Source organism: Catellatospora vulcania, from assembly GCF_009720385.1.
In the GTDB taxonomy this organism is placed as follows: Bacteria; Actinomycetota; Actinomycetes; order Mycobacteriales; family Micromonosporaceae; genus Catellatospora; species Catellatospora vulcania.
Genome location: NZ_WARX01000025.1, coordinates 87,260 through 108,513 on the forward strand (window position 1 = coordinate 87,260; position 21,254 = coordinate 108,513).

Annotated in this window: 20 protein-coding genes; 9 read left to right on the forward strand and 11 right to left on the reverse strand. The window is 73.1% G+C overall.

The window, feature by feature from the left end:
- On the forward strand, nucleotides 1-1,227 hold the full coding sequence (locus F6W97_RS34895; RefSeq protein ID WP_155374835.1) for a cytochrome P450: 1,227 nt from the start codon (nucleotides 1-3) through the stop codon (nucleotides 1,225-1,227).
- Between the two features lies 1 nt (nucleotide 1,228).
- On the opposite strand, the gene F6W97_RS34900 is transcribed toward F6W97_RS34895, so the two are convergent.
- Complete coding sequence (locus F6W97_RS34900) at nucleotides 1,229-2,194, reverse strand: helix-turn-helix domain-containing protein (protein WP_155374836.1); 966 nt, start codon at nucleotides 2,192-2,194, stop codon at nucleotides 1,229-1,231.
- Between the two features lie 226 nt (nucleotides 2,195-2,420).
- On the opposite strand from F6W97_RS34900, the gene F6W97_RS34905 reads away from it, so the two are divergent.
- From F6W97_RS34905 to F6W97_RS34915, 3 genes are read left to right on the forward strand one after another with little or no spacing between them, the layout of a single operon-like run.
- The gene (locus F6W97_RS34905) at nucleotides 2,421-2,618 is read left to right on the forward strand and encodes a hypothetical protein (protein WP_155374837.1); all 198 of its coding nucleotides are present in this window, start codon (nucleotides 2,421-2,423) and stop codon (nucleotides 2,616-2,618) included.
- Nucleotides 2,618-2,878 (forward strand): hypothetical protein, encoded by a 261-nt coding sequence (locus F6W97_RS34910; protein ID WP_155374838.1) that lies wholly within the window; start codon nucleotides 2,618-2,620, stop codon nucleotides 2,876-2,878. Before F6W97_RS34905 ends, F6W97_RS34910 begins: the two co-directional genes overlap by 1 nt.
- A 13-nt stretch (nucleotides 2,879-2,891) precedes the next feature.
- Complete coding sequence (locus F6W97_RS34915) at nucleotides 2,892-4,286, forward strand: FG-GAP-like repeat-containing protein (RefSeq protein WP_155374839.1); 1,395 nt, start codon at nucleotides 2,892-2,894, stop codon at nucleotides 4,284-4,286.
- 97 nt (nucleotides 4,287-4,383) lie between these two features.
- Here the strand turns inward: F6W97_RS34915 and F6W97_RS34920 are convergent, their stop codons facing one another.
- The 5 genes from F6W97_RS34920 to F6W97_RS34935 all read right to left on the reverse strand — a co-directional run bounded on the left by F6W97_RS34920 (nucleotide 4,384) and on the right by F6W97_RS34935 (nucleotide 8,370).
- On the reverse strand, nucleotides 4,384-4,788 hold the full coding sequence (locus F6W97_RS34920; RefSeq protein ID WP_155374840.1) for a hypothetical protein: 405 nt from the start codon (nucleotides 4,786-4,788) through the stop codon (nucleotides 4,384-4,386).
- Between the two features lie 91 nt (nucleotides 4,789-4,879).
- Nucleotides 4,880-5,002 (reverse strand): hypothetical protein, encoded by a 123-nt coding sequence (locus F6W97_RS41315; RefSeq protein WP_269059725.1) that lies wholly within the window; start codon nucleotides 5,000-5,002, stop codon nucleotides 4,880-4,882.
- Nucleotides 5,003-5,144: 142 nt separating this feature from the next.
- Nucleotides 5,145-5,897: a polyphosphate--glucose phosphotransferase gene (ppgK, locus tag F6W97_RS34925; RefSeq protein ID WP_155374841.1), complete on the reverse strand. Its 753-nt coding sequence runs from the start codon at nucleotides 5,895-5,897 to the stop codon at nucleotides 5,145-5,147.
- A gap of 86 nt (nucleotides 5,898-5,983) precedes the next feature.
- The gene (locus tag F6W97_RS34930; RefSeq protein ID WP_155374842.1) at nucleotides 5,984-6,994 is read right to left on the reverse strand and encodes a phosphotransferase; all 1,011 of its coding nucleotides are present in this window, start codon (nucleotides 6,992-6,994) and stop codon (nucleotides 5,984-5,986) included.
- The gene (locus tag F6W97_RS34935) at nucleotides 6,991-8,370 is read right to left on the reverse strand and encodes a pyridoxal phosphate-dependent decarboxylase family protein (protein ID WP_155374843.1); all 1,380 of its coding nucleotides are present in this window, start codon (nucleotides 8,368-8,370) and stop codon (nucleotides 6,991-6,993) included. Before F6W97_RS34935 ends, F6W97_RS34930 begins: the two co-directional genes overlap by 4 nt.
- Nucleotides 8,371-8,458: 88 nt before the next feature.
- Between F6W97_RS34935 and F6W97_RS34940 the strand changes: the two genes are divergently transcribed.
- Both F6W97_RS34940 and F6W97_RS34945 read left to right on the forward strand, forming a co-directional pair.
- Complete coding sequence (locus F6W97_RS34940; protein WP_155374844.1) at nucleotides 8,459-9,067, forward strand: GNAT family N-acetyltransferase; 609 nt, start codon at nucleotides 8,459-8,461, stop codon at nucleotides 9,065-9,067.
- Nucleotides 9,068-9,149: 82 nt separating this feature from the next.
- Nucleotides 9,150-10,328: a macrolide family glycosyltransferase gene (locus F6W97_RS34945; RefSeq protein WP_155374845.1), complete on the forward strand. Its 1,179-nt coding sequence runs from the start codon at nucleotides 9,150-9,152 to the stop codon at nucleotides 10,326-10,328.
- Between the two features lie 193 nt (nucleotides 10,329-10,521).
- On the opposite strand, the gene F6W97_RS34950 is transcribed toward F6W97_RS34945, so the two are convergent.
- Both F6W97_RS34950 and F6W97_RS34955 read right to left on the reverse strand, forming a co-directional pair.
- Nucleotides 10,522-12,072, reverse strand: a complete 1,551-nt coding sequence (locus F6W97_RS34950) for an AMP-binding protein (RefSeq protein ID WP_196279458.1) — start codon at nucleotides 12,070-12,072, stop codon at nucleotides 10,522-10,524.
- A 182-nt stretch (nucleotides 12,073-12,254) separates the two neighbouring features.
- The gene (locus F6W97_RS34955; RefSeq protein ID WP_155374846.1) at nucleotides 12,255-13,922 is read right to left on the reverse strand and encodes a hypothetical protein; all 1,668 of its coding nucleotides are present in this window, start codon (nucleotides 13,920-13,922) and stop codon (nucleotides 12,255-12,257) included.
- A gap of 59 nt (nucleotides 13,923-13,981) precedes the next feature.
- On the opposite strand from F6W97_RS34955, the gene F6W97_RS34960 reads away from it, so the two are divergent.
- Nucleotides 13,982-15,325: a hypothetical protein gene (locus F6W97_RS34960; RefSeq protein WP_196279459.1), complete on the forward strand. Its 1,344-nt coding sequence runs from the start codon at nucleotides 13,982-13,984 to the stop codon at nucleotides 15,323-15,325.
- 70 nt (nucleotides 15,326-15,395) lie between these two features.
- On the opposite strand, the gene F6W97_RS34965 is transcribed toward F6W97_RS34960, so the two are convergent.
- Entirely contained in the window at nucleotides 15,396-16,619 is a 1,224-nt protein-coding gene (locus F6W97_RS34965) for a YncE family protein (RefSeq protein ID WP_155374847.1), read from the reverse strand.
- Nucleotides 16,620-16,824: 205 nt separating this feature from the next.
- Between F6W97_RS34965 and F6W97_RS34970 the strand changes: the two genes are divergently transcribed.
- Nucleotides 16,825-17,562 carry a carbohydrate-binding protein gene (locus F6W97_RS34970; RefSeq protein ID WP_155374848.1) on the forward strand — a complete coding sequence of 246 codons (738 nt, stop codon included), beginning with the start codon at nucleotides 16,825-16,827 and terminating at the stop codon, nucleotides 17,560-17,562.
- A 1-nt stretch (nucleotide 17,563) separates the two neighbouring features.
- Here the strand turns inward: F6W97_RS34970 and F6W97_RS34975 are convergent, their stop codons facing one another.
- The gene (locus tag F6W97_RS34975; RefSeq protein WP_155374849.1) at nucleotides 17,564-18,535 is read right to left on the reverse strand and encodes a quinone oxidoreductase family protein; all 972 of its coding nucleotides are present in this window, start codon (nucleotides 18,533-18,535) and stop codon (nucleotides 17,564-17,566) included.
- 99 nt (nucleotides 18,536-18,634) lie between these two features.
- Here F6W97_RS34975 and F6W97_RS34980 point away from each other — a divergent pair, with 99 nt between their 5' ends.
- A complete protein-coding gene (locus tag F6W97_RS34980; protein WP_155374850.1) occupies nucleotides 18,635-18,910 on the forward strand; it encodes a dsRBD fold-containing protein in 276 nt (91 codons plus the stop codon).
- Nucleotides 18,911-19,062: 152 nt separating this feature from the next.
- On the opposite strand, the gene F6W97_RS34985 is transcribed toward F6W97_RS34980, so the two are convergent.
- The gene (locus F6W97_RS34985) at nucleotides 19,063-21,204 is read right to left on the reverse strand and encodes a RecQ family ATP-dependent DNA helicase (protein ID WP_155374851.1); all 2,142 of its coding nucleotides are present in this window, start codon (nucleotides 21,202-21,204) and stop codon (nucleotides 19,063-19,065) included.
- Nucleotides 21,205-21,254: the final 50 nt, after the last annotated feature.

Here is a 21,254-nt window from a genome sequence, read left to right on the forward strand (position 1 = left end):
GTGGTCGCCGAGGTCTCGCTGGCGTCGCTGCACACCGACGAGGTACGGCGCGACCCCTACCCGTTCTACGCGGAACTGCACCGCCACGGCCCGGTCTGCAAGGTCGCGCCGGGCGACCGGTACAGCTACGTGGTGCACGGGTACGAGGCGTCGGCGGCCGTGCTGCGGGACTCGGCGACCTTCAAGGTTATGGACGAGACCCTGCTCGGGGCGAAACCGACCTGGGAGGGCAACCGGGCGCACGCGGTGTTCATGAACTCGGTGTTCTTCACCAACGCGCCCCGGCACACCCGCATGCGCAAGATGTTCAACCAGGCGTTCACCCCGCGCCGGGTGAACGCGCTCGACCCCGCGATCGAACGGCTCACGGCGGACCTGCTCGACCGCCTCGCCGGGCAGGCCGCCGGCGGCTCAAAGGTCGACTTCATGAGCGAGTTCGCCTTCCCGCTGCCCGCCAACGTGCTCGGCGAGCTGCTCGGCGTGCCCGAGGCCGACCGTGCCTGGTACCGCCCCCGGGCGATGGCGTTGGGCGCGATCCTCGAACTCGGTGGCGCGACGCCCGACAACGTCGCCGCCGCGAACACCGCCGCCGAGGAGATCACGGTGTACTTCGCCGACCTGGCGGCCCGGCGGCGCAAGGAGCCGCGCGACGACATGGTGACAGCGCTGGTGCAGGCGCTGGAGTCCGACGGCGGGCAGCTGTCCGAGGAGGAGCTGGTCGCCAACCTGATCGTGGTGTTCAACGCCGGCTTCGTCACCACCACCCACCTGCTCGGCAACGGCCTCACCCTGCTGCTGGAGCGGCCCGAGGAACTGGCCCGGCTGCGCGCCGACCTGTCGCTGGCCCCGCAGTTCGTCGAGGAGATCCTGCGCTACGAGGTGCCCACGCACTTCTCGGTGCGCTGGGTCGCCCAGGACACCGAGGTCGCCGGGGTGCCGATCCCGGCCGGGTGCTGGGTGCTGGTGCTGCTGGCGGCCGCCAACCGCGACCCGGCGCACTTCGCCCACCCGGACGTGTTCGACCCCGACCGTGCCGAGACGTCCACGCTCAGCTTCGGCGGAGGCGCGCACTACTGCCTGGGCGCGGCGCTGGCCCGGCTGGAGGGGCAGCGCGGCCTGGCCATGCTGCTGGAGCGGTTCGGCGACATCCGGCTCGCCGAACCGCCCGGGACCCCTCGCCAGCTCATGCTGCGCGGTCATGAACAGCTCTGGCTGACCCTGGCCTGAGTCACACCCAGCCGCGGCGGGTCGCCTCCACCCCGGCCTGGAAGCGGCTGGCGGTGTCGAGCCGCTCGGTGAGCCCGGTCATCATGCGCTGCACGCTGCGTACCGACATCGACAGCTTGCGGGCCGCGGACTCGTCGGTGTGCCCGGAGGCCAGCAGCTTCAGCAGATCCCGCTCCAGCGGCACGAGCCCGTTGACGTCGCGGGCCGGAGCCTCGCCGAACGGCGTGCCGGAGGCCCACACCTGCTCGAACAGTGCCACCAGGCTCGCCACCAGGGCCAGGTTGCGCACCTCCAGCGCACCGGCGCGCGAGTCCGCCGGATCGGCGGGGACCAGCGCCGTCTCCCGGTCGACGACGACCAGCCGCATCGGCAGCGTCGGCACGGTGCGGCTGCGGCTGCCCAGCTCCGCCATGCGGCGGGCGTGGGCCAGCGTCGCGGGATCGTTGCGGAAGCTGTCCTGGTACATGTTGCGGATCTGCACGCCGCGCTCGATCGCCAGCTCGTTGAGCGGCTTCTCACCGGCCAGGGTGTCGGGTGCCTGGGCTGCCCCGGTGGTGAAGGACAGGCACTCGCGCCGGGCCGTGCGCGCCAGTTCGGCGAGCCGGTCGCGTACGGCGTCGACGCCTTCCAGGTGCACGGCGACCTCACGGTCGACGCGGTCCTCGTACACCTCAGCGATGGAGGCGACCGCCGCCCGTGTCGCCTCCAGCTGGCGCTGGCGGGCCGCGATGTCGGCCTCGGCCTGGGCGAGCAGGGACATCAGTCCCGCCTGGGGCCGGATGGTTCGGAACCCGTCGGCGTTGGCCCTGATCAGCGCGAGGTCGGCGAGCACGTCCAGCGCCGAGCGCACCTCCTCCTGAGGCATCTCCAGGTATTCCGCGAGCTGGCGGACGCCGAGCGCGGGATGGGCGAGCATCGCTCGATAGACCGTCTCGTCCCTATGGGACAGACCCAGATTGACCAGCATTCACATGCCTCCCCGTGAGCCGTGCGTCGCCATTCTGCAACAGGAACGGATCATCGCGCTGTCCCGCACGGGTCCCTGGCATGAACCCGCCAGGCGGAGTCGCGCCAGGTCAGAGGTATTCCCACCGCATTCTCCGGTCGGCATTCTTATGTCGTGAGCGGGAAACACCGCCACAAAATCCGAAAAACAGCCAGACAACAATAGTCTTCTTGAAAGGAACATCGAAATGTTCGCATCAATCGTTTCCAGCCTTCCGGTGCGGGCCGTCGTCACGACTCTGGCCGTCACGATGCTGCTGCTCGCAGCCGCTGCGCTGCTCAGCGGTGCGGAGCTGGTCACGATCGGTGCAGAAGGATTCGGCTGGGGCAGCCCCGAGCCGGTGATCGTGGCCGAGGGCTTCGGCTGGGGAAGCGCGGGCCGGTGATGCGACTGTCCACCGCCCGGGTGGCCCCACTGGCCGGCCCCACGGACCTCGACCCCGACGTCCTGCAAAACCTGCTGTGGCGTCATCACGCCACCACGGACGCCGTCGAGCACATCCGCGTCCGGGCCGGCCCGGGATCGCTCGACATCGCGGTCTACACCCTTTCCCCCACCCAGGACCAGTCCGACACCACCGCCCGAGAGCTCGTCAACCGCACCCTCGCCCGCACGCCGCAGCTTCGCCTGTGGCGCCTGCTCTGAAGGAGAACCCCTCATGAACCGCAGCACGATGCGCCGCCTCACCACGTCCATTCTCGGCCTGGCTGTCGCCGCCGGAGCCGGCGCGGTGGCCGGCGCCATCACCAGCGCGACGGCCACCCCGGTCGCAGCACATGCCGCATCGAGCGTCAACGGGCCCATCACCCGCGCCGAGATCATGGCCAGAGCCCAGTACTGGGTCGACCAGGGATACGTCTACAGTCCCAACGCCCCGTCGTCGTACAGCTATGACGACGACGCCACCGGGACCTCGTACCGCAACGACTGCTCGGGTCTGGTGTCCATGGCGTGGCACCTGGGCAACAGCTTCGTGACCGGCGAATTCCAGGACGTCGACGGCTCACGGCCCTGGGACGACCTGGCCAGCCTGCACGACCTCAAGCCGGGCGACGCGGTCGTGCGCAGCGGGCATGTCGAGCTGTTCGCGAAGTGGAAGAACCAGGCCGACCACACCGACGGCGCGTACGTCCACTCGTTCAACCAGAACAACGAGAGCGTCCGGAATCCCTACGAGAACAGCAACTTCGGCATCCTCGGCTTCGACAGCTGGGCCGACCTCAGCTCGTACACGCCGATCCGCTACGACAACGTCGTCGACAGCTCGGTCGTCACCGGCGACGTCAACGGTGACGGGCTTGCCGACATCGTCGCCACCAAGGAGGACGGCACGATGTGGTACTACGTCAACGGCGGCGACCCGGCGCACCCGTACACCTCGGGCCTGCAGATCGGCACCGGCTGGGCCATGTTCGACCGGATCACCCTGGGCGACGTGACCGGCGACGACTTCGCCGACATCATCGCCACCAAGCCCGACGGCACCCTCTGGTACTACGGCAACAACTTCAACAGCAACCCGACCCACCCGTACGGTTCGGGCTCCCAGATCGGCTCCGGCTGGGCCGGCTTCGACCGGATCAGCCTCGGTGACGTCAACGGCGACCCGTACACCGACATCGTGGCGACCAAGCCCGACGGCACCATGTGGTTCTACAAGAACGACCGCCCCACCAACCCGTCCCGCCCGTACGGCTCGGGTCTGCAGATCGGCACCGGCTGGGGCATGTACGACCGGATCACCGTCGGCGACGTGACCGGCGACGGGTTCTCCGACGTCATCGCCACCAAGCCCGACGGCACCCTCTGGTACTACGGCAACAACTTCAACGCCAACCCGGCCAAGCCCTACGGCGGCGGCTCCCAGATCGGCTCCGGCTGGGCCGGTTTCGCCCGGATCAACCTGGGCCACGTGGACGGCGACGCCTACACCGACCTGGTCGGGATCAAGGCTAACGGCACCCTGTGGTTCTACAAGAACAACCGGCCGGTCACCCCGTCCCAGCCGTACGGCACGGGCGTGCAGATCGGCACCGGCTGGAACATGTACTGATCACGACCGCGCCCGCGGTGGAGCGGGGCAGGGCTGCCGAGCCCTGCCCCGCTCCTTTCGTATTCCGGCGGGGGCCTGCCGCGCGCCGCCGCGCCGGTCAGGCTGGAGGCACCGGCGGCTCGCCGCTGGTGACGGGGCCACGCGTCGGCAGCTCGTTCTGGATCCGCTTCCAGTGGTAGATGTAGACCGGCACCGCGATGGCCAGCATGGTGCCCGAGCCGACGATGCTCAGCACCGCCTGGCGGCGCTGCGAGTCGCGGGTCAGCTTCTCGATGCGCTTCTGCTCCACCGCGAACGCCGCCTCCTCGGCGGCCGTGCACGTCTGGCCGGGCTTGCTCTCGGCGCAGCGCGGCACGTACCCGTAGTAGCCCGGGTCGGGGTAGAGCAGCTCGACCGTGCTGCGGACCAGGTTCACCGCGGCGAAGATCGAGATCACGAGGGTGATCAGGCAGACCAGGTAGAGGTACATGTTGCGCAGGGTCATGCGATCGGAAAACGCCATCGCGACTCCTCGTCGCCCGGCGGCAGGGCGCCGGTGCTGCGCACATTGTCCAACGGCGACGGCCCGGCGCGCCCGGGTATGCGTACTCCGGTCACCGGGCGATCAGGTTGAGCCCGATCGTGCAGAAGATGGAGAGCAGGATCGAAACAGCGATCATGGCCAGGCAGCCCCACGCCCCGCCGAGCGGCCTGACCTCGGTGTTGCCGATACGCATCCGCGACCGTCCTTCCCTCACCGCCATCATGCCCGGCGGCGGCCGCGGGTATCCGCCTAGATCGGTATTTCGTGTCATGATCTGCGGTCGGACCGCAGATCATGACACGAAACAGTGATCTCGAAGCGGCCGGGGCGGGGCGTCAAGCCGCGGCGGCGGGCTCCGCCCACGCGGCGGCGAGCGCCGCGCCGACGATGCCGGCCTCGTTGAGCAGGACCGCGGGCACCGCGGGCGTGCGGATGTCGATCAGCGGGAGGAACTTCTCCGACTTCTTGCTGATGCCGCCGCCGATGATGAACAGGTCGGGGTTGAACAGGTTCTCCATCTCGCGCAGGTATTCCTCGACGTGCTTGGCCCACTTGCTCCAGCCGAGCTTGTCCACCTCGCGCGCGTGCGCCGACGCCCGCTCCTCGGCGTCCTCACCCTTGATCTTCAGGTGCCCGAACTCGGTGTTCGGCACGAGCCGGTCGTCGATGAAGATCGCGCTGCCGATGCCGGTGCCCAGCGTGAGCATGATGGTGAGGCCCTTGCGGCCGCGGCCCGCGCCGAAGGTCATCTCCGCGACGCCGGCCGCGTCGGCGTCGTTGAGCACGGTCACCGGCACGCCCACGGCCTGGCTGAACAGGTCGCGGGCGGGCGCGCCGAGCCAGGACTTGTCCACGTTGGCGGCGGTGCGGGTGACCCCGTGGAGCACCACCCCGGGGAAGGTGACCCCGATCCGCTCGGTCGCGTCGAAGTGGGCCACCACCTCGGCGACGGCGGCGACCACACTGGTCACGTCGGACGGTTGCGGTGTCTCCACCCGGAACCGCTCCTCGACCAGGGTCCCGTTGGTGACGTCCACCGGGGCGCCTTTGATGCCGGAGCCGCCGATGTCGATGCCCAGAATCGCCATCTCCTCAGTCTAGGCCGCGGACACCCCCGTCCACGTCCCACAAGCGACCAAACCAGTCCCCCGAGCCGGTGGCGACCCGCCCGGCGTCAGCGGGCCGCCCGGGAGATGCCCGCCAGCGCCTCGCGCAGCAGCGCGGTCCGGCCCTCGGCGTGGGCGTACTCGGCCAGCACCGCGCTGAGGTTCACGGCCAGCACGCGGGCCCGCGCCGCGCGCTCAGCCGGCACGGGGCCGTAGGCGTCGAGCAGGGCGGCGCGGGCCGGGCCGGCGAAGCCGCCGTACGCCAGGGACAGGTCCACGGCCGGGTCGGCCAGGCACACATCACCCCAGTCGATGACGCCGGTGGCCCGCCCGTCGTCGCCGAGCAGCAGGTGCCGCTGGTGCAGGTCGCCGTGGACCAGCACCGGCTGCGCGTCGCCCGGCCCGAGCGGCTCCGCCTCGTCCAGCAGACCGAACACGGCCGGATCGGGCTGCCACAGGCCTTCGGCGGCCAGCTGGGCCAGCCGCTCCCGGGCCATCGGCCCGCGCACGCCGGGGTCCCCGCGCCGCATCGGATCTCGCGGCAGCGCTGCCACAGGCAGACCGCCGACCGACGCGCCCACCGTGGCGAGCGCCATCGGCGGCACACTCCGCGGAGCGGATCCGGTCTGCGCAGCGGCACCCGCCTCGACCAGCGCAGCCAGAGCGGGGTCGTGCAGGGCGCGGAGGAAGGCGCCCAGGGCCGCGGCGGCGCGGGTGCGCCGGTCGTCGGGCAGGCCGGTGTCGGCCAGTTCCGTGCCGGGCAGCAGGCGGGCACCCCAGAAGGGCCAGGGGAACTCGTCGGACGGCATGCCGATCAGCTCCGGAAACGGGATCGGCAGCGGCAGCCGGCCGGCGAGCAGCGGCAGCACCGCCGTCTCCAGGGCCAGCAGCGGCAGGGCGACGCTCCGGCGCGGGAAGCGGAACACCCACTCGCCGCCGACCAGGTGGACGGTGTTGTCCCAGCCGGTGGCGAGCAGGCTCACGGGTGCGCCGCGCAGCGCGGGGAACTGCTCGGCGATCAGGTCGGCCGCCGTGGCGGCGTCGACCTCGTGTTCGGGTGTCCAGGCGGGTGCGGTCACCGGTCGGCGGCGCGGCGTACCGCGGCGACGGAGGCGGCCACGTCCGCGTCGTCGGTGGACCAGTTGCTGACCGACACCCGCAGCACGTCGCGCCCCTGCCAGCGGGAGCCGGACATCCAGGCGGTGCCGTCGGCGAGCAGCCGGGCGGTGACCTCGCGGGTCCGGGCGTCGTCGCCGAACGTGGCGCAGACCTGCGTGAACTCGACATCGTTGAGGATCGTCGCGCCGTCGATCGCGCCGATGCCGTCGGCGAGCGCGCGGGCGTGCCGGGTGAGCCGTTCCACCAGGTCGGCGACGCCGGCGCGGCCGAGCGAGCGCAGCGCGGCCCACACCGGCACGCTGCGGGCGCGGCGGGACAGCTCGGGGACCTTGTCCTGCGGGTCGGCGGGGCCGGCTTCGGCACGTACCAGGTAGCTGGCCTGGGTGCCCATCGCGGCCCGCAGCGCGGCGGGGTGCGCGACCACCACGATGCCGCAGTCGTAGGGCACGTTGAGGGTCTTGTGCGCGTCGGTGGCCCAGGAGTCGGCGAGTTCGTGCCCGGTGAGCAGGTGCCGGGTGGCTGAACTGGCCGCGGCCCAGAGGCCGAACGCGCCGTCCACGTGCACCCAGGCCCCGTGCTGCCGGGCGAGCGCGCAGGCCGCGCCGATGTCGTCGTACGCCCCGGAGTGGATGTTGCCCGCCTGCAGGCACAGGATCGTCGGCCCGTCGCCGCGGGCCAGCTCCTCGGCGAGCGCGTCGAGGCGGATGCGGCCCTGGCCGTCGGCGGGGACCAGGGTCGGCGCGCCCAGGCCGAGGTAGCGCAGCGCCTGGTCGACGGTGGCGTGGCGTTCCGCGCCGGCGAGCACGCGGACCCGGGGCGCGCCGGTCAGGCCAAGGGTGTCGAGGTCCCAGCCGGACTCGGCCAGCACGTGCTGGCGTCCGGCGGCCAGGCCGGTGAAGTTGGCCATGGTCGCGCCGGTGACGAACCCGACGTCGGCGTGTTCGGGCAGGCCCAGCAGGTCGAGCACCCAGGCGGCCGCGGCCTCCTCGATCGCGGCGACGGCCGGGGTGGCATAGCGCAGGGTGGCGTTCTGGTCCCAGGCGCTGACCAGCCAGTCCGCGGCCAGGGCGGCGGGCAGGGTGCCGCCGATGACCCAGCCGAAGAAGCGGCCCGACGGCATCGCCATCAGGCCGGGCTCGGCCTGCCGCGCAAGGGTGTCGACGACCTCGGCGGCGTCGGTGGGGCCGTCCGGCAGCGGGCCTCCGAACGCGGCCGCCAGCTCGTCGGCGTCGGCGCGGGGCCGCACCGGGCGGTCGGGCAGCGAGGACAGCCAGGCGAGCGTATGGGCGACGGCGTGGTCCAGCGCGGGCGCGTAGTCCTCGGGTCGTGCGGTCATACCTGCACTCTGCTACATCGGACCAGGGGAAGTGGGACGGCGATCGACGGGGGCGCGCATGGGAGCGCTTCCAGGTAGTCTGCCACGCATGACGATCATCCGTCCGTACCGGCCGAGCGACCACGACGCGGTGTCCGACATCTGCGTCCGCACCGCCCACCACGGGGGCGACGCCCGGCCGCACTACCGCGACCCGGGCATCCTCCCGGAGATCTTCGCCCTCCCGTACGCCCACCTGGAGCCCCAGTTCGCCTTCGTGCTGACCGACGCCGACGACCACGCGGTCGGATACGTGCTGGCCACCGGCGACACCGAGTCGTTCGCGGAGCGCTTCCGGCACGAGTGGCTGCCGCTGGTGGCCGACCGCTACCCGCCCCTTCCCGGCGTCGAGCCCCGCGACGGCGACGAGGTCATGCGGGACCTGCTGCACCGGCCGGAGCGCATGATCGTGCCCGCGCTCGCGGCGTACCCGGCACACCTGCACATCGACCTGCTGCCCGAGCACCAGCGGCAGGGCCACGGCCGGGCGCTGATCGGCCGGCTCGTGCTGGCGCTGCAGGAGGCCGGCGTGCCCGCCGTGCACCTGGGCATGGTCAGCGAGAACACCGCAGCCCGCGCCTTCTACGACCGGATCGGCATGCACGTGATCGACGTGCCCGACCCGGGACCGCTGACCTACCTCGGCCTCAAGGTCTGATCGACGTCCATCGACCGTTACGCCACAGTAGACGGTCCGATGGTCGCTTGAGCGCACCCGCCGCCGCCCCGACGCTGTGCGGATGGGTCGACACATCGCCTTCGTCAACGCGCCGACAGTCGGCGAGGTCTACCCGACCCTGCCGATCGTCGCGGAACTGGTCCGGCGCGGCCACCGGGTCAGCTACGCCACCGTGGCGGCGCGCGCCGAAGCGGTCGCGGGCACGGGGGCGACGGTGTTGCCGTACACCTCCGGCCTGCCCGCCGAGAGCGACCGCGACCTGCGGCGGCCCGACCGCGCCGACTACATCACCACCGTGCGCGAGGGTTTCCTCGGCGAGGCCCGCGCCACCCTGCCGCAGCTCGCGCCGTACTTTCGCGACGACCGCCCCGACCTGATGGTCTTCGGCATGCAGAGCCTCGCCGGGCGGCTCATCGCGATCCGCGACGGGCTGCCCGCGGTGCAGTTCCAGAGCTTCCAGGCCGCCAACGAGCACTGGTCCATCGCCCGGCACCTGGGGCTGACCGTCACGCCCCGCCCCGGCCTGCCCGAGCACCAGGTGCAGCTCCACTCGTTCGTGGCCGCGCAGGGCATCGACCCCGACGCGGTCCGCGCGTTCCAGCCGCTGGCACAGCTGCTGCTCTATCCCCGGTTCATGCAGTTCCGCGCGGAGACGTTCAGCGAGCGCCACCATTTCACCGGGCCGTGCACCGGGCCGCGGCCGTTCCAGTCGCGCTGGACGCCGCCCGATCCGGAGCGGCCGGTCGTGCTGGTCTCGCTGGGCACTGTCTACAACCGCGTGCCGGGCTTCTACCGCACCTGCGTCGAGGCGTTTCGCGACAGCTCGTGGCAGGTCGTGCTGGCCGTCGGCGAGCGCACCGACCCCGCCGAACTCGGGCCGGTGCCGGACAACGTGACCGTGGCGGCGAGCGTGCCGCAGCTGGACGTGCTGGCGTACGCGGCCGCGTTCGTCACGCATGCCGGTATGGGCGGCATCCTGGAGGCGATCCGGGCCGGGGTGCCCATGCTGACCGTCCCGCAGACCCCCGAGCAGGAGGTCAACGCGCTGCGGGTGGCCGAACTCGGCGCGGGCGTCCCGCTGCGGACCGCCTCCCCCACCGCCGGCATGCTGCGCGCCGCCCTCGAGGACCTGGCCACCGACCAGGGGGTACGCGAAGCGCTGACCCGCCTGCAAGCCGAGATCCGCACCTGCGGCGGCGCACCCCTCGCAGCCGACCTGATCGAGTCCGCCCTCCCCTGACCCGCGCCAGGCGCCGGTCCACCGGTCCACCGGTCCACCGGTCCACCGGTCTAAGATCGCTGTTTCGTGTCAAAAGGTGAGGTCTGACCGCACATTCTGACCCGAAACAGCGATCTCCACGTGTCTCGTGCGGAGGCAGCGCAGGAAGGGCGCCTTCCTGCCGTATGGCGATGGGAACGTGCCCTTCCTTCGGTCAGCCGGTGGGGGCGGCTACGCGGCGGGCGCGGAGGGCCTTTTTGTCGACCTTGCCTACTTCGGTGAGGGGGAGGTCGCCGATGAACTCGACGGCGTAGGGGGCCCAGAGTTCGTTGAGTTCGGCGACGGCCCATTCGCGCAGTTCAGCAGCGGTGATGGCGGCGTCGGGGGCGGGGACCACGAAGGCGTAGACGGCCTCGCCCATGGCCTGGTGCGGTACGCCGATCACCGCGGCGGCGCGGACCTGCGGGTGGCGGAGCAGGGCGTCCTCGACCGTACGGGAGTAGACGTTGGTCGAGGTGGCACCGGTGACGATCATGTCCTTGAGCCGGTCGACCAGGAACAGGTAGCCGTCTGCGTCGACCCGGCCCAGGTCACCGGTGCGCAGCCAGCCGTCCACGATGGTGCGGCTGGTCAGCTCGGCCTGGCCCCAGTAGCCGGCGGTCATCAGGGCCGCCGACACCCAGACCTCGCCGATCTGGCCGGTCGGGGCGACCCCGCCGCGGCCGTCCCGGATCTCGACACGCACCCCCGGGTAGGGCCGCCCGCACGAGCCGAGCCGTTCCGGGTGCGCCGGGTCGTAGGCCAGGTTCGGGTACGCAGCGATGAAGGTCGCCTCGCTCATGCCGTACACCGGGCGCAGCACCGGCCCGAACCGTTCGACGGCCTCGGCCAGGCGCGTCGGCGCGGCGGCGCTGCCCGCGCAGGACAGCGTGACCAGGCTGCTGGTGTCGGTCTTGGTGAGCCGGGGGTGGTCGAGCAGCTGGTAGAGCATCGGCGGCGGGAGGGTGGCGCTGGTGATGCGCTCCTGCTCCAGGGCGGCCAGGAAGTCCTCCGCGGCGAACCGGTCGTGCAGCACCAGCACCCCGCCGGTGAACAGTGTGATCATCGCGGCGACCTGCTGGCTGGAGTGCCAGAACCCGCCCACCGCCAGGTGCCGCAGCGGGCGGCCGTCGGTGACCTGGTAGCTGGCCGCGACCGCCTGCACCGCCTTGAAGAAGTTGTGCCGGTGGTGCACCAGCTTCGGCCGCCCGGTGGTGCCGCCGGTCTGGAACAGCGACTGCGGTTCGCGTACCGAGGGCGGCAGCCCGAGCTGGGGCGCGCCGGGCCGCGGCGGCGCGGCCAGGTCGACACCCGCGCCCTCGCCGAAGCAGAACACCGCCAGGTCCCCCGCACCCGAGGCGAGCTGCTCGCCGAGGGGGGCGTGGGTGCGCGCGTCGTAGGCGAACGCGTCGACGTCGGCCAGGGCCAGGTAGTCGGCGCACAGCTGCGGCGGCGCGTTCGGGGCCAGCCACACCGAGCGGCTGCCCAGCAGGTGCAGGGCAAACTGCACCTGGATCGACTCGGGCGGGTTGCCGGCCAGGATGCCGACCGCCGAGGAGGAGCGCACACCGTGCTCGTACAGCGTCGCGGCCATGTCCCGGATCCCGGCCGCCAGGTCGGCGTACGTGAGGCGGCGGGCCCCGTGGACGATCGCCTCGGCCGAGCCGTACCCGTCGAAGACGGCGAGCGCCTGGGCCGCATAGTTTTCCTGGTCGCGCAGGTCCATGGCGGACGCTCCCGTGGCTCGACCGATCACTGGCGCATCCTGGCGACGTTGACATGGCGCGCTTCCGAATCGGCACCATAACGCTGGTTACGAGATCGCAACCATTCGTCAACGATCGAAATGCATATGTCTCCTCAGTGGACGCCACGTGGTCGCAACTGTGCTATAGAGCGCTTTCCCGGTCAGGCGTGGTCAAGTCCGAGCTGGTCGGCGAGCTCCCGGGCCCGCTGCCGGGTACGCAGCCACGGCGCGTCCAGCGCCTCCCGGACCGTCGCCACCGCCTCGGCCGGATCGCCGGTCAGCTCCCACAGCGCGCCCGCGGCCGCGAACCGGTCCTTCAGGTCGGCGTCGCTGTCCCGGATCTCGCGCAGCCGGGCCGCCACGTCCGGGTCGGCGTCGCCGAACACCTCGGCGGCGGCGACCGCGGCCAGCACGTCCCGGCGCGGGGCGACCGCGATCGCGGCCCGCAGCGGCGCGTCGTCGCCGCCGGCCAGCCACAGCAGGCGCAGGTAGATGACCTCGCCGTTGGCCATCGCGCCGATCGCGTCGAGCACCTCGGGGTTGCCGCGGCCCGACTCGGCCAGGAACTCGGCCACCCACAGCCGGGCCGGCCAGGTCATCTGGGCCAGGTGCCGGGCCAGCGTGCCCACCGCCGCGGGGTCGGCGGCGGCGCCGAGCACCCGCAGCAGTCCCACGAGTTCGCGCTGCTCCTTGGCGGTCGCCTTGGGCGAGCGGTTCACGTCGATCGTGGTGGCCAGCACCACCACCCGGTCGAGCACCGCCTCGCGCAGGGACGCGGACAGGGTCGGCAGTTCCGCCAGCGCGCCCGGCAGCCGGGGCGGGGTCCACCCGCCGCGCAGCGCGGCCTCGGCGTGCTCCCGCCAGCGCGGATCGCCGACGCGGAGCAGCGCGTCCAGCGCCGAGCGGCGCATCCGGGCCCCGCGCGCCACCGCGTCGGCCAGCCAGTCGGCCTGGCGGCGGGTCAGCGTGTCGTCGGCGACCACGGCCCGGTACGCGCAGCGCCGCACCCGCTCCTCCGGGTCGTCCAGGAACGAGCAGAGCAGGGCCTGCAACTCCACCGGCAGGCGCTGCCCGGCGGCACGATCGGCCAGCGTCTGCGCCACGTCCCGGCGGGCCTGCGCCTGGCCGTCGCGGGCGATGGCGGTGAGCAGCTCGGCGTCGCGCACCGGGTCGCCGGCGGCGGCGTACTCGACCAGGTCGGCGAGCTTGCCGCGGCGGGTGGTCCAGCGCAGCGCGTCCGGGTCGGCGGACCAGCCCACCGCCAGCGCCGCGGCGGCCTGCGCGGTGGCCGCCAGCCCGGCCTCGCGCATCGCCAGCACGCCCGCGACCCGGACCGTGGACGAGCGGGACGGGTCGAGGAACTCCGGCAGCCAGCCCGCGGCAGCCGCCGGGTCGAGCTGCGCCGCGGTGACCAGCGGGGTGACCCGGCGATAGTCGTCGGCGTACTCCCGGGCGCGGGCCAGCAGCACCGCGGACAGCTCCGGGTCGGGGCCACACCAGCCGAGCAGGGCGGTGGACTCCTCCACGACACTGTGGTCGTCGAGATCGGACAGACTACGTAGCGTGACGGTGAAGGCGCGCAACTGGTGGCGTACCGGCTCACCGCGGGGATGGGCCGCCAGCTCGCGGACCAGCATCAGCAGCTGGTCGGGCAGGCGCGTCTTGGGGTCCGCGGCGAACGCCAGGATCGGCGCGACCAGCTGCCCGGCCAGCGGATGCAGGCCGTCGGCGGGCAGCAGCACCTGCTCCAGCTCGTCCATGCTGTCGTAGTCGTGCGCCGCGGATCCGATGAGCCGCAACAGGTCCACTGGTTCAACACCCTGGGTCACCGACTGATAGTAGGCCCGCGGGACGACGCCACGCATGCACGCCCGTCTACGATCACCCGATGCGCAGGCTGGTGCGGTCGTTCGTCGTGTTGCTCGTGCTGGCGCTGACCGGCCTCGCCGGGATCGAGGTGTCGCGGCTGCACACGCCGAGCCCGCTCGCACGCACCGACGCGGAGATCGTCGCCGACACGCTGCCACGGCTGGCTTTTCAGCGCGAGGCGCTCGACGGCGGCAGCGCCGCACGGATGCAGCAGCTGTTCCCCGAAGGCTGGTTCTTCAGCTACACGCTGTACGGCCTGACCTGGCTCGACGTCGGCGCACGCAGCACGCAGCTCAAGGAGCGGGCGCTGGCCGAGGCCCGCTGGGCACTGTCGCGGGTGGACTCGGTGGACGGCCGTGCCGTCTTCGACGACTCCCTCGACCCGCCGTACGGCGTGTTCTACCAGGGCTGGGCCACCTGGCTGCGGGGCGGCGTGGTCGCGCTCGCCGGGCCGGGCGCGCCGGAGCGGGACCGGCTAACCCCCGACGCCGACGCGCTGGCCACGGCGTTCCGGCGGCAGCTCGGCGCGACCGGGTCGCCGTTCCTCACCGCGTACCCGGGGCAGGCCTGGCCCTGCGACAGCGCCGTCGGCATCGCCGCGGTGCGGCTGGCCGGCACGCTCACCGGCGTCGACCGGTCTGGTCTGATCCGGGACTGGCTGGCCGCCGCGGACTCCCGCCGCGACCGCGCGACAGGGCTGCTCCCGCACACCGTGGACCCGGTCACCGGGCAGCCGACCAGCGGGGCTCGCGCCACCTCGCAGGTGATGGTGCTGCGTTTCCTGCGCGAGGTGGACCCTGCGGTCGGGGCCCGCGACTGGGCGGCCTTCCGCGAGCAGTTCGCCTCGACCGTGCCGGGCGCGCCGGGCATCCGCGAGCACCCACGCGGCGTCGACCTGGCCGGCGACGTCGACTCCGGGCCGCTGCTGTGGGGGCTGAGCACGTCGGCGAGCGCGGTCGCGCTCGGCGACGCCGTGGTCTACGGCGACGCCCCGGCAGCCGCGGCCCTCACCGGCCTGGCCGAGGCCGCCGGGCTCGCCGTGCAGTGGGACGGCGAACGCCGCTACCTGGGCGGCGCGCTGCCCGTCGGGGACGCGTTCCTGGCCTGGTCGCTGGCCGCGCGGCCGTGGGCCGGTGGCGACGTCGCCGCCGCCACCGGCCCGGCGTGGACCTGGCGTCTGCCCTGGTACGCGGGGCTGACCGCGCTGCTCGCCCCGGCCTGGCTGCTGGCCCTGGTCGCCGCCCGGATCGCCCCGTTCGGCCGGGCCCGGCGGATTCGTCAGGCCGCCACACCGGGTTCCGACGGCGGGCCACCGGGCCCGGACGACACCCGGCCCGCCGACGGGCCGCCGGTGGTCCCGTAAGGCGCCAGGCCTGCCGACGGACCGCCGGTGGTCCCCCAAGACGCCAGGCCTGTGGACGGGCCGCCGTCGGTCACAGGACCCGGTCCAGGGAGCTGACACCCGGCACCGCCACGCTGCCCAGGCGCTGCCCGGTCGCCGCGTCGAACCAGGCCACGGCGTCGGGCAGGGCCGCGTACACCCGCTTGCCGTCGGGGCTCGCGCCCAGGCCGCGCACCACGCCCCCGGCGTCCCAGCTGCGCCACACCGGGGCTGCGTCGCGTGGCAGCGCGTGCACGGTGCTGCCGACCGCCACCAGCACCTGCCGGAACGTCGCCGCCGCGTACGCGGTGCCGCTGCCCTTCGTGCCCTCCCGGGTCTCCTGGACGCTCAGCCCTTCCGTCCCGACCACCGCGAACCGCCCGCTGGTCACGTCGGCGACGTAGAACTCGCCGCCCTCCGGGGTGATGGCCAGGGCATGTCCCGCCCCCGGGCCCTGTCCGAACGGCGCGGGCAGGTCGACGCAGAACGCCCACTGCTCACCCAGGTGCAGCGTGTGCACGAACGCGTGCACGTTGCCGGGACGCCCTGCGATCAGGTCCCGGGTGTGCCGGTGGTCCGGCTGGTGCGTGTAGAGGGTGTAGAGGACCTGCCGGTTCGGCGCGTACACCGCCATCCGGCCCTCGCCGCTCATCTCCTCCTCGGCCCCCGGCGGGACCGGCGACTTCACCCGGGTCAGCAGCGCCGCGCTCTGGCCGGTGGCCAGCTCGACCTGGCGCACCCGGTACCGGTCCGGGGCGGTCGCCGGCAGCCAGTCCAGCACGAACAGGCGCTCGCCGCCGGTCGAGAACGCGTCCGGCACGATGTTGCCGGCCAGCTCCAGCCGGGCCACCTCACGCGAGGTGTCCGCGACCACCAGCGGGGTGCGCACCCGGCCCGAGGGCACGTGGGTGACCTCGCCGGAACCGGGCGCGGCCAACGCCACCAGCCGTCCGTCCGCGGAGACGACCCGCGGTGTCCACGCCCCGGCCAGCCGCGGCCCCGCGGTGCGCCGCCCGGTCCGGGTCTCGACCGCGGTCAGTTCGGTGTCCACGCCCGCACTGGCCGTGGTGTACACGGTCATGCCGTCCGGGGTGGGCAGACCGGCCCCGATCCGCTCCACCCCGGACGGCCGCAGCACGGTTAACCCGCCCTCGGCCCGCACCAGCACCAGGTCCGGCACGCCCACCGGGACCGCGGGCGGCTCGGCATGGCACCCGGCCAGCGCCGCCACCGCACCCACCCCGAACAGGGACAGCACGTCACGTCTCGTCGTCATGCTCCGGTCGAGTCGCCGGGCCGGGCGGCGGTTCCCGCACGGCGGCGATCGATATGGACCGGCACAGCCGCCGCACCGGTGGGCCGGGTTGACCGTCGGCTCCGGATTTGCTGACCGAGCGGCCGGTGCGCGACGCTCACGCGCCCACTAATTTCTCGCACGTAACCGTGACAGGCGGCAGAGCAGAGACGGCGGGCAATCGGCGGTGGAGGACGATTTCGGGTACGAGGGCCGGCGGCGGATTCGCGTACCGCTGCTGGAGCGGCTGCGCGCCCTGCCGATGGTGGCCAGCGCGGTGTTCACCGCCGCGCTGATCCTGCTCATCCTCACCACCGTCAACCGCCCCGCGACCTGGAACGACGCGCTGCCGTGGGAGGACGAGCCGAGCGCCGCGCCGGTCGCCGCGCCGATCAACGCGGACGCTCCGGTGGCGCAGAGCCCCGTGCCGCGTACCCCCGCGGCCCGGCCCGCCACGACCGCGTCGGCTTCGGCCGCCCCGTCGGCCGGGGGGTCCACCCCGGCACCGGCCGGCTCACCGTCACCGGCCCCGCCGCCGCCGCGCACCGCGCGATACGAGGCCGAGTCGGCCGGGCGGTCCCAGGCGCGCACCGCCAACGACCACAACGGCTACAGCGGCTCGGGATTCGTCGACTACGACAACGCCTCCGGTGGCTACCTGCAGTGGAGCGTGCCGGGCGGATCCGGCACGGCCACCCTGCGGCTGCGCTTCGCCAACGCGAGCTGCTGCCACCGCGCCATGGACATCAGCGTCAACGGCAGCACCGTGCTGCGCGACGTGCGCTTCGACGCGATGCGCACCTGGGACGACTGGAGCACCGTCACCGTCACGGTCACGCTGACCGCGGGCACGAACACGGTTCGGGCCACCGCCACCAGTGGTGAAGGCGGCCCGAACATCGACTACCTCGAAGTCGTCCAGTAACTCACGGGATCAGCAGCAGCTTGCCCGTGGTACGCCGCGACGTCAGGTCGTCGTGCGCCCGCGCCGCCTCGGCCAGCGGATACCGGCCGCCGACCGTCACATGCAAGGTGCCCGCGTCGACCCGGCCCAGCACGTCGGTGGCCCGCTCCAGCAGCTCCTGGCGGGAGACCACGAAGTCGCCGAGCGTCGGCCGGGTCAGCACCGCCGAACCGGCCTGCATCAGCCGCAGCGGGTCCACCGGCGGCACCGGGCCGCTGGCCGCGCCGTACAGCGCCAGCACGCCGCGGCGGCGCAGCGAGGCCAGGCTCGCGTCGAACGTGGACGCGCCCACCCCGTCGTACACCGCGGCCACGCCCTCGCCGCCGGTCAGCGCGCGCACCTGCGCCGCCAGGTCGTCGACCTGGTCGTAGCGGATCACCTCCGCCGCGCCCGCGTTCCGGGCCAGCCGCTCCTTCTCCTCGGTGGACACCGTGCCGATCACCCGGGCGCCCAGGTGCGTGACCAGCTGCGTCAGCAGCAGCCCCATGCCGCCCGCCGCCGCGTGCACCAGCACCGTCTCGCCCGCGCGCACCGGATGCACGTCGTGGGTCAGGAAGTGCGCCGTCATGCCCTGCAGCAGCACCGCCGCCGCGGTCTCGTCGGACACCCCGTCGGGCAGCGGCACCAGCCGGTCCACGGGCACGGCCGCGGCCTGGGCGTACGCGCCGGGGGTCATGACCCAGCCGACCCGGTCACCGATCGCCGTGCCGGTCACGTCCGGGCCGACCGCGACGACCCGGCCCGCCGCCTCCACCCCGGGGATGAACGGCAGCGGCGTCGGGTAGCGGCCCTGCCGGTGGTACACGTCGATGAAGTTGACGCCCGTCGCGGCGATCTCGACTACCGCCTGGCCGGGGCCCGCCACGGGCAGGTCCACGTCGGTGGGGGTGAGCACCTCGGAGCCGCCGTACTGCGTGATCTGAACAGCCTGCATGGCTTCGAGCCTGCCTCATCGGCGGCGGATGCGGGGGCCGGGGCACGCCTGCGGAGGGACAATGAGAGCAGCATCGCAGGAACGGTGAGGAGGCGCGCCATGACCACCGCGACGATGAGCACGACCCTGATGGTGGAGCTGCGGTATGAGGAGGATCCGGATCTGACCAGGGCGACCGCGTCCATGCGGCTGCCGTCGGGGCGGTTGCTGACGGCGGAGGGGCAGGCTCGGCGGAACCCGGTCGATCGGCCTCGGGCGTCGATCGGGGAGGAGATGGCGGGAGCGCGTGCGCTGTCGGGTTTGGCGCATCGGTTGTTGGAGGCTGCTGCCGATGAAGTCGAGACGAATGTGCACGGGGGTGACCCGGTCGTTTAGGTCTCGGCTTTAGTCGTGGGGGCGCTCCGCGGGGTGGCGCCCGGCTGCGCTGGGGGCCTGCGGCCCTTTTACGCGCAGCCGGGCGCCACGGCGGGGGCGGCCGCTGGCCCCGTGCCCCCGCGCGGCGGGGCCCCACCCCGCTCCGCTCGGGTTCAGGAAGTAGTGGCCAGGGTCAGTGGGAGGACTCCGGGGGCGCCTGCTTGGAGGAGTTGGCGGGCCACTACGGCCATGGTCCAGCCTGAGTCGAGTTGGTCGTCTACGAGCAGGACGGGGCCGGACAGGTTTCGGAGTCTGTCAGCCATCTCGTCTGGGATGGTGAAGGCGTCGTGCAGGGCTTTGACGCGCTGGGCGCTGTTGGCTCGGGGCTGGTCGGGGGGCGGGCCGCCCGCGACCGTGCCGAGGAGTTCCAGGCGGCCGATTCGGGCCACGTGTTCGGCTACGCCGGTGATCAGGCGGGGGCGGGTGCGGGAGTTGATCGCCACTACGGCGGTGGGGCGGGCGGGCCAGGGGTCGGCGCCGTGGGACCAGTCCTTGAGGACTTCGACGAGGACGTCGAGCAGGTCCTGGGGCGGGGTGGTGTCGGGGGTGCCCTCGGTGAGCAGCTCTCTCAGGCGGGTGCCCCAGCCGAGGTCGGAGAGGCGGCCTACCGCGCGGCCGGGGAGGGTTTGTTCGGCTGGGGGGATTTTGCCGGAGAGGGGTACGCCGGCGGCGGCGAGGCCGGTGGGCCACATCTTGCGGGGCTCGATCTGGACGCCGGGGCGGCCGAGGAAGGTGTGGGCGGCGTTGAGGGCGTCGACGGAGACGTCCTTGGTGTAGGCGGGGCCGGCGCAGTTGTCGCAGCGGCCGCAGCGGCGCGCTTCGGGGTCGTCGAGGGTGTGGCGGAGGAACTCCATGCGGCACCGGGTGGTGGTGGTGTAGTCGCGCATGGAGTCCTGTTCGGCCTGGCGGGCCTTGGCGATGCGGGTGTAGCGCTCGGTGTCGTAGGCCCAGGGTTGGCCGGTGGCCTCCCAGCCGCCGCGTACGCGTTTCACGGCGCCGTCGACGTCGAGGACCTTGAGCATCATCTCCAGGCGGTTGCGGCGCAGGTCCACCTGGACTTCCAGGGCCTGGGTCGACACGGGTCTGCCGGCGGTGTCGAGCACGTCGAGCACGCGGCGGACCTGGTCCTCGGGCGGGAAGGCGAGGGAGGCGAAGTACCGCCAGATGGCGGCGTCCTCGGGGCCGGGCAGCAGCATGACGTCGGCGCCCGCCACGGCACGCCCGGCGCGGCCGACCTGCTGGTAGTAGGCGATCGGGGAGGCGGGTGCGCCGAGGTGGACGACGAAGCCCAGGTCGGGTTTGTCGAAGCCCATGCCCAGGGCGGAGGTGGCGACCAGCGCCTTGAGCTTGTTGTCGAGCAGGTCCTGCTCGGCGGAGCGGCGGTCGGCGTCCTCGGCCTGGCCGGTGTACGAGGCCACGGCGTAACCGCGGGAGGCCAGGAACTGGGCGGTCTCCTGGGCGGCGGCCACAGTCAGCGTGTAGATGATGCCGGAGCCGGGGATCTGGTCCAGGTGGTCGGCGAGCCAGGCCAGGCGGTGGGCGGGGCTGGGCAGCTGCAGGGCGGCCAGCCGCAGCGACTCGCGGTCGAGCGGGCCGCGCAGCACCAGCGGCTCGTGGTCGGCCGCCTGGCCGGCGCCCGCGCCGAGCTGCTCGGCGACGTCGGTGGTGACGCGCTCGTTGGCGGTGGCGGTGGTGGCCAGCACCGGCGTGCCCGCGGGCAGCTCGGCCAGCATGGTGCGCAGGCGGCGGTAGTCGGGGCGGAAGTCGTGGCCCCAGTCGGAGACGCAGTGCGCCTCGTCGACGACGAGCAGGCCGGTGGTGGCGGCGAGGCGGGGCAGCACGCTGTCGCGAAAGTCGGGGTTGTTCAGCCGCTCCGGGCTGATCAGCAGCACGTCGACCGCGCCGTCGGCGATCTCGGCGGTGATCTGGTCCCAGTCCTCCAGGTTGGCCGAGTTGATGGTGCGGGCGTGGATGCCCGCCCGGGCCGCCGCCTCGACCTGGTTGCGCATCAGGGCCAGCAGCGGGGAGACGATCACCGTCGGACCGTGGCCGCGCTCGCGTAGCAGGGCTGTGGCGACGAAGTACACCGCGGACTTGCCCCAGCCGGTGCGCTGCACGCACAGCACCCGCCGGGCGTCGGCGACCAGCGCCTCGATTGCGCGCCACTGGTCCGGCCGCAGCTCGGCGTGTTCACCCGCGAGCCGCCGGAGCACCGTTTCGGCACGTTCGCGTAGTTCCGTCCTGTCGTCCGCCATCCCGCAGTTCTACCAGCCGGGGGTGTCAGCCTGGCGGCTGGCGGGTAATC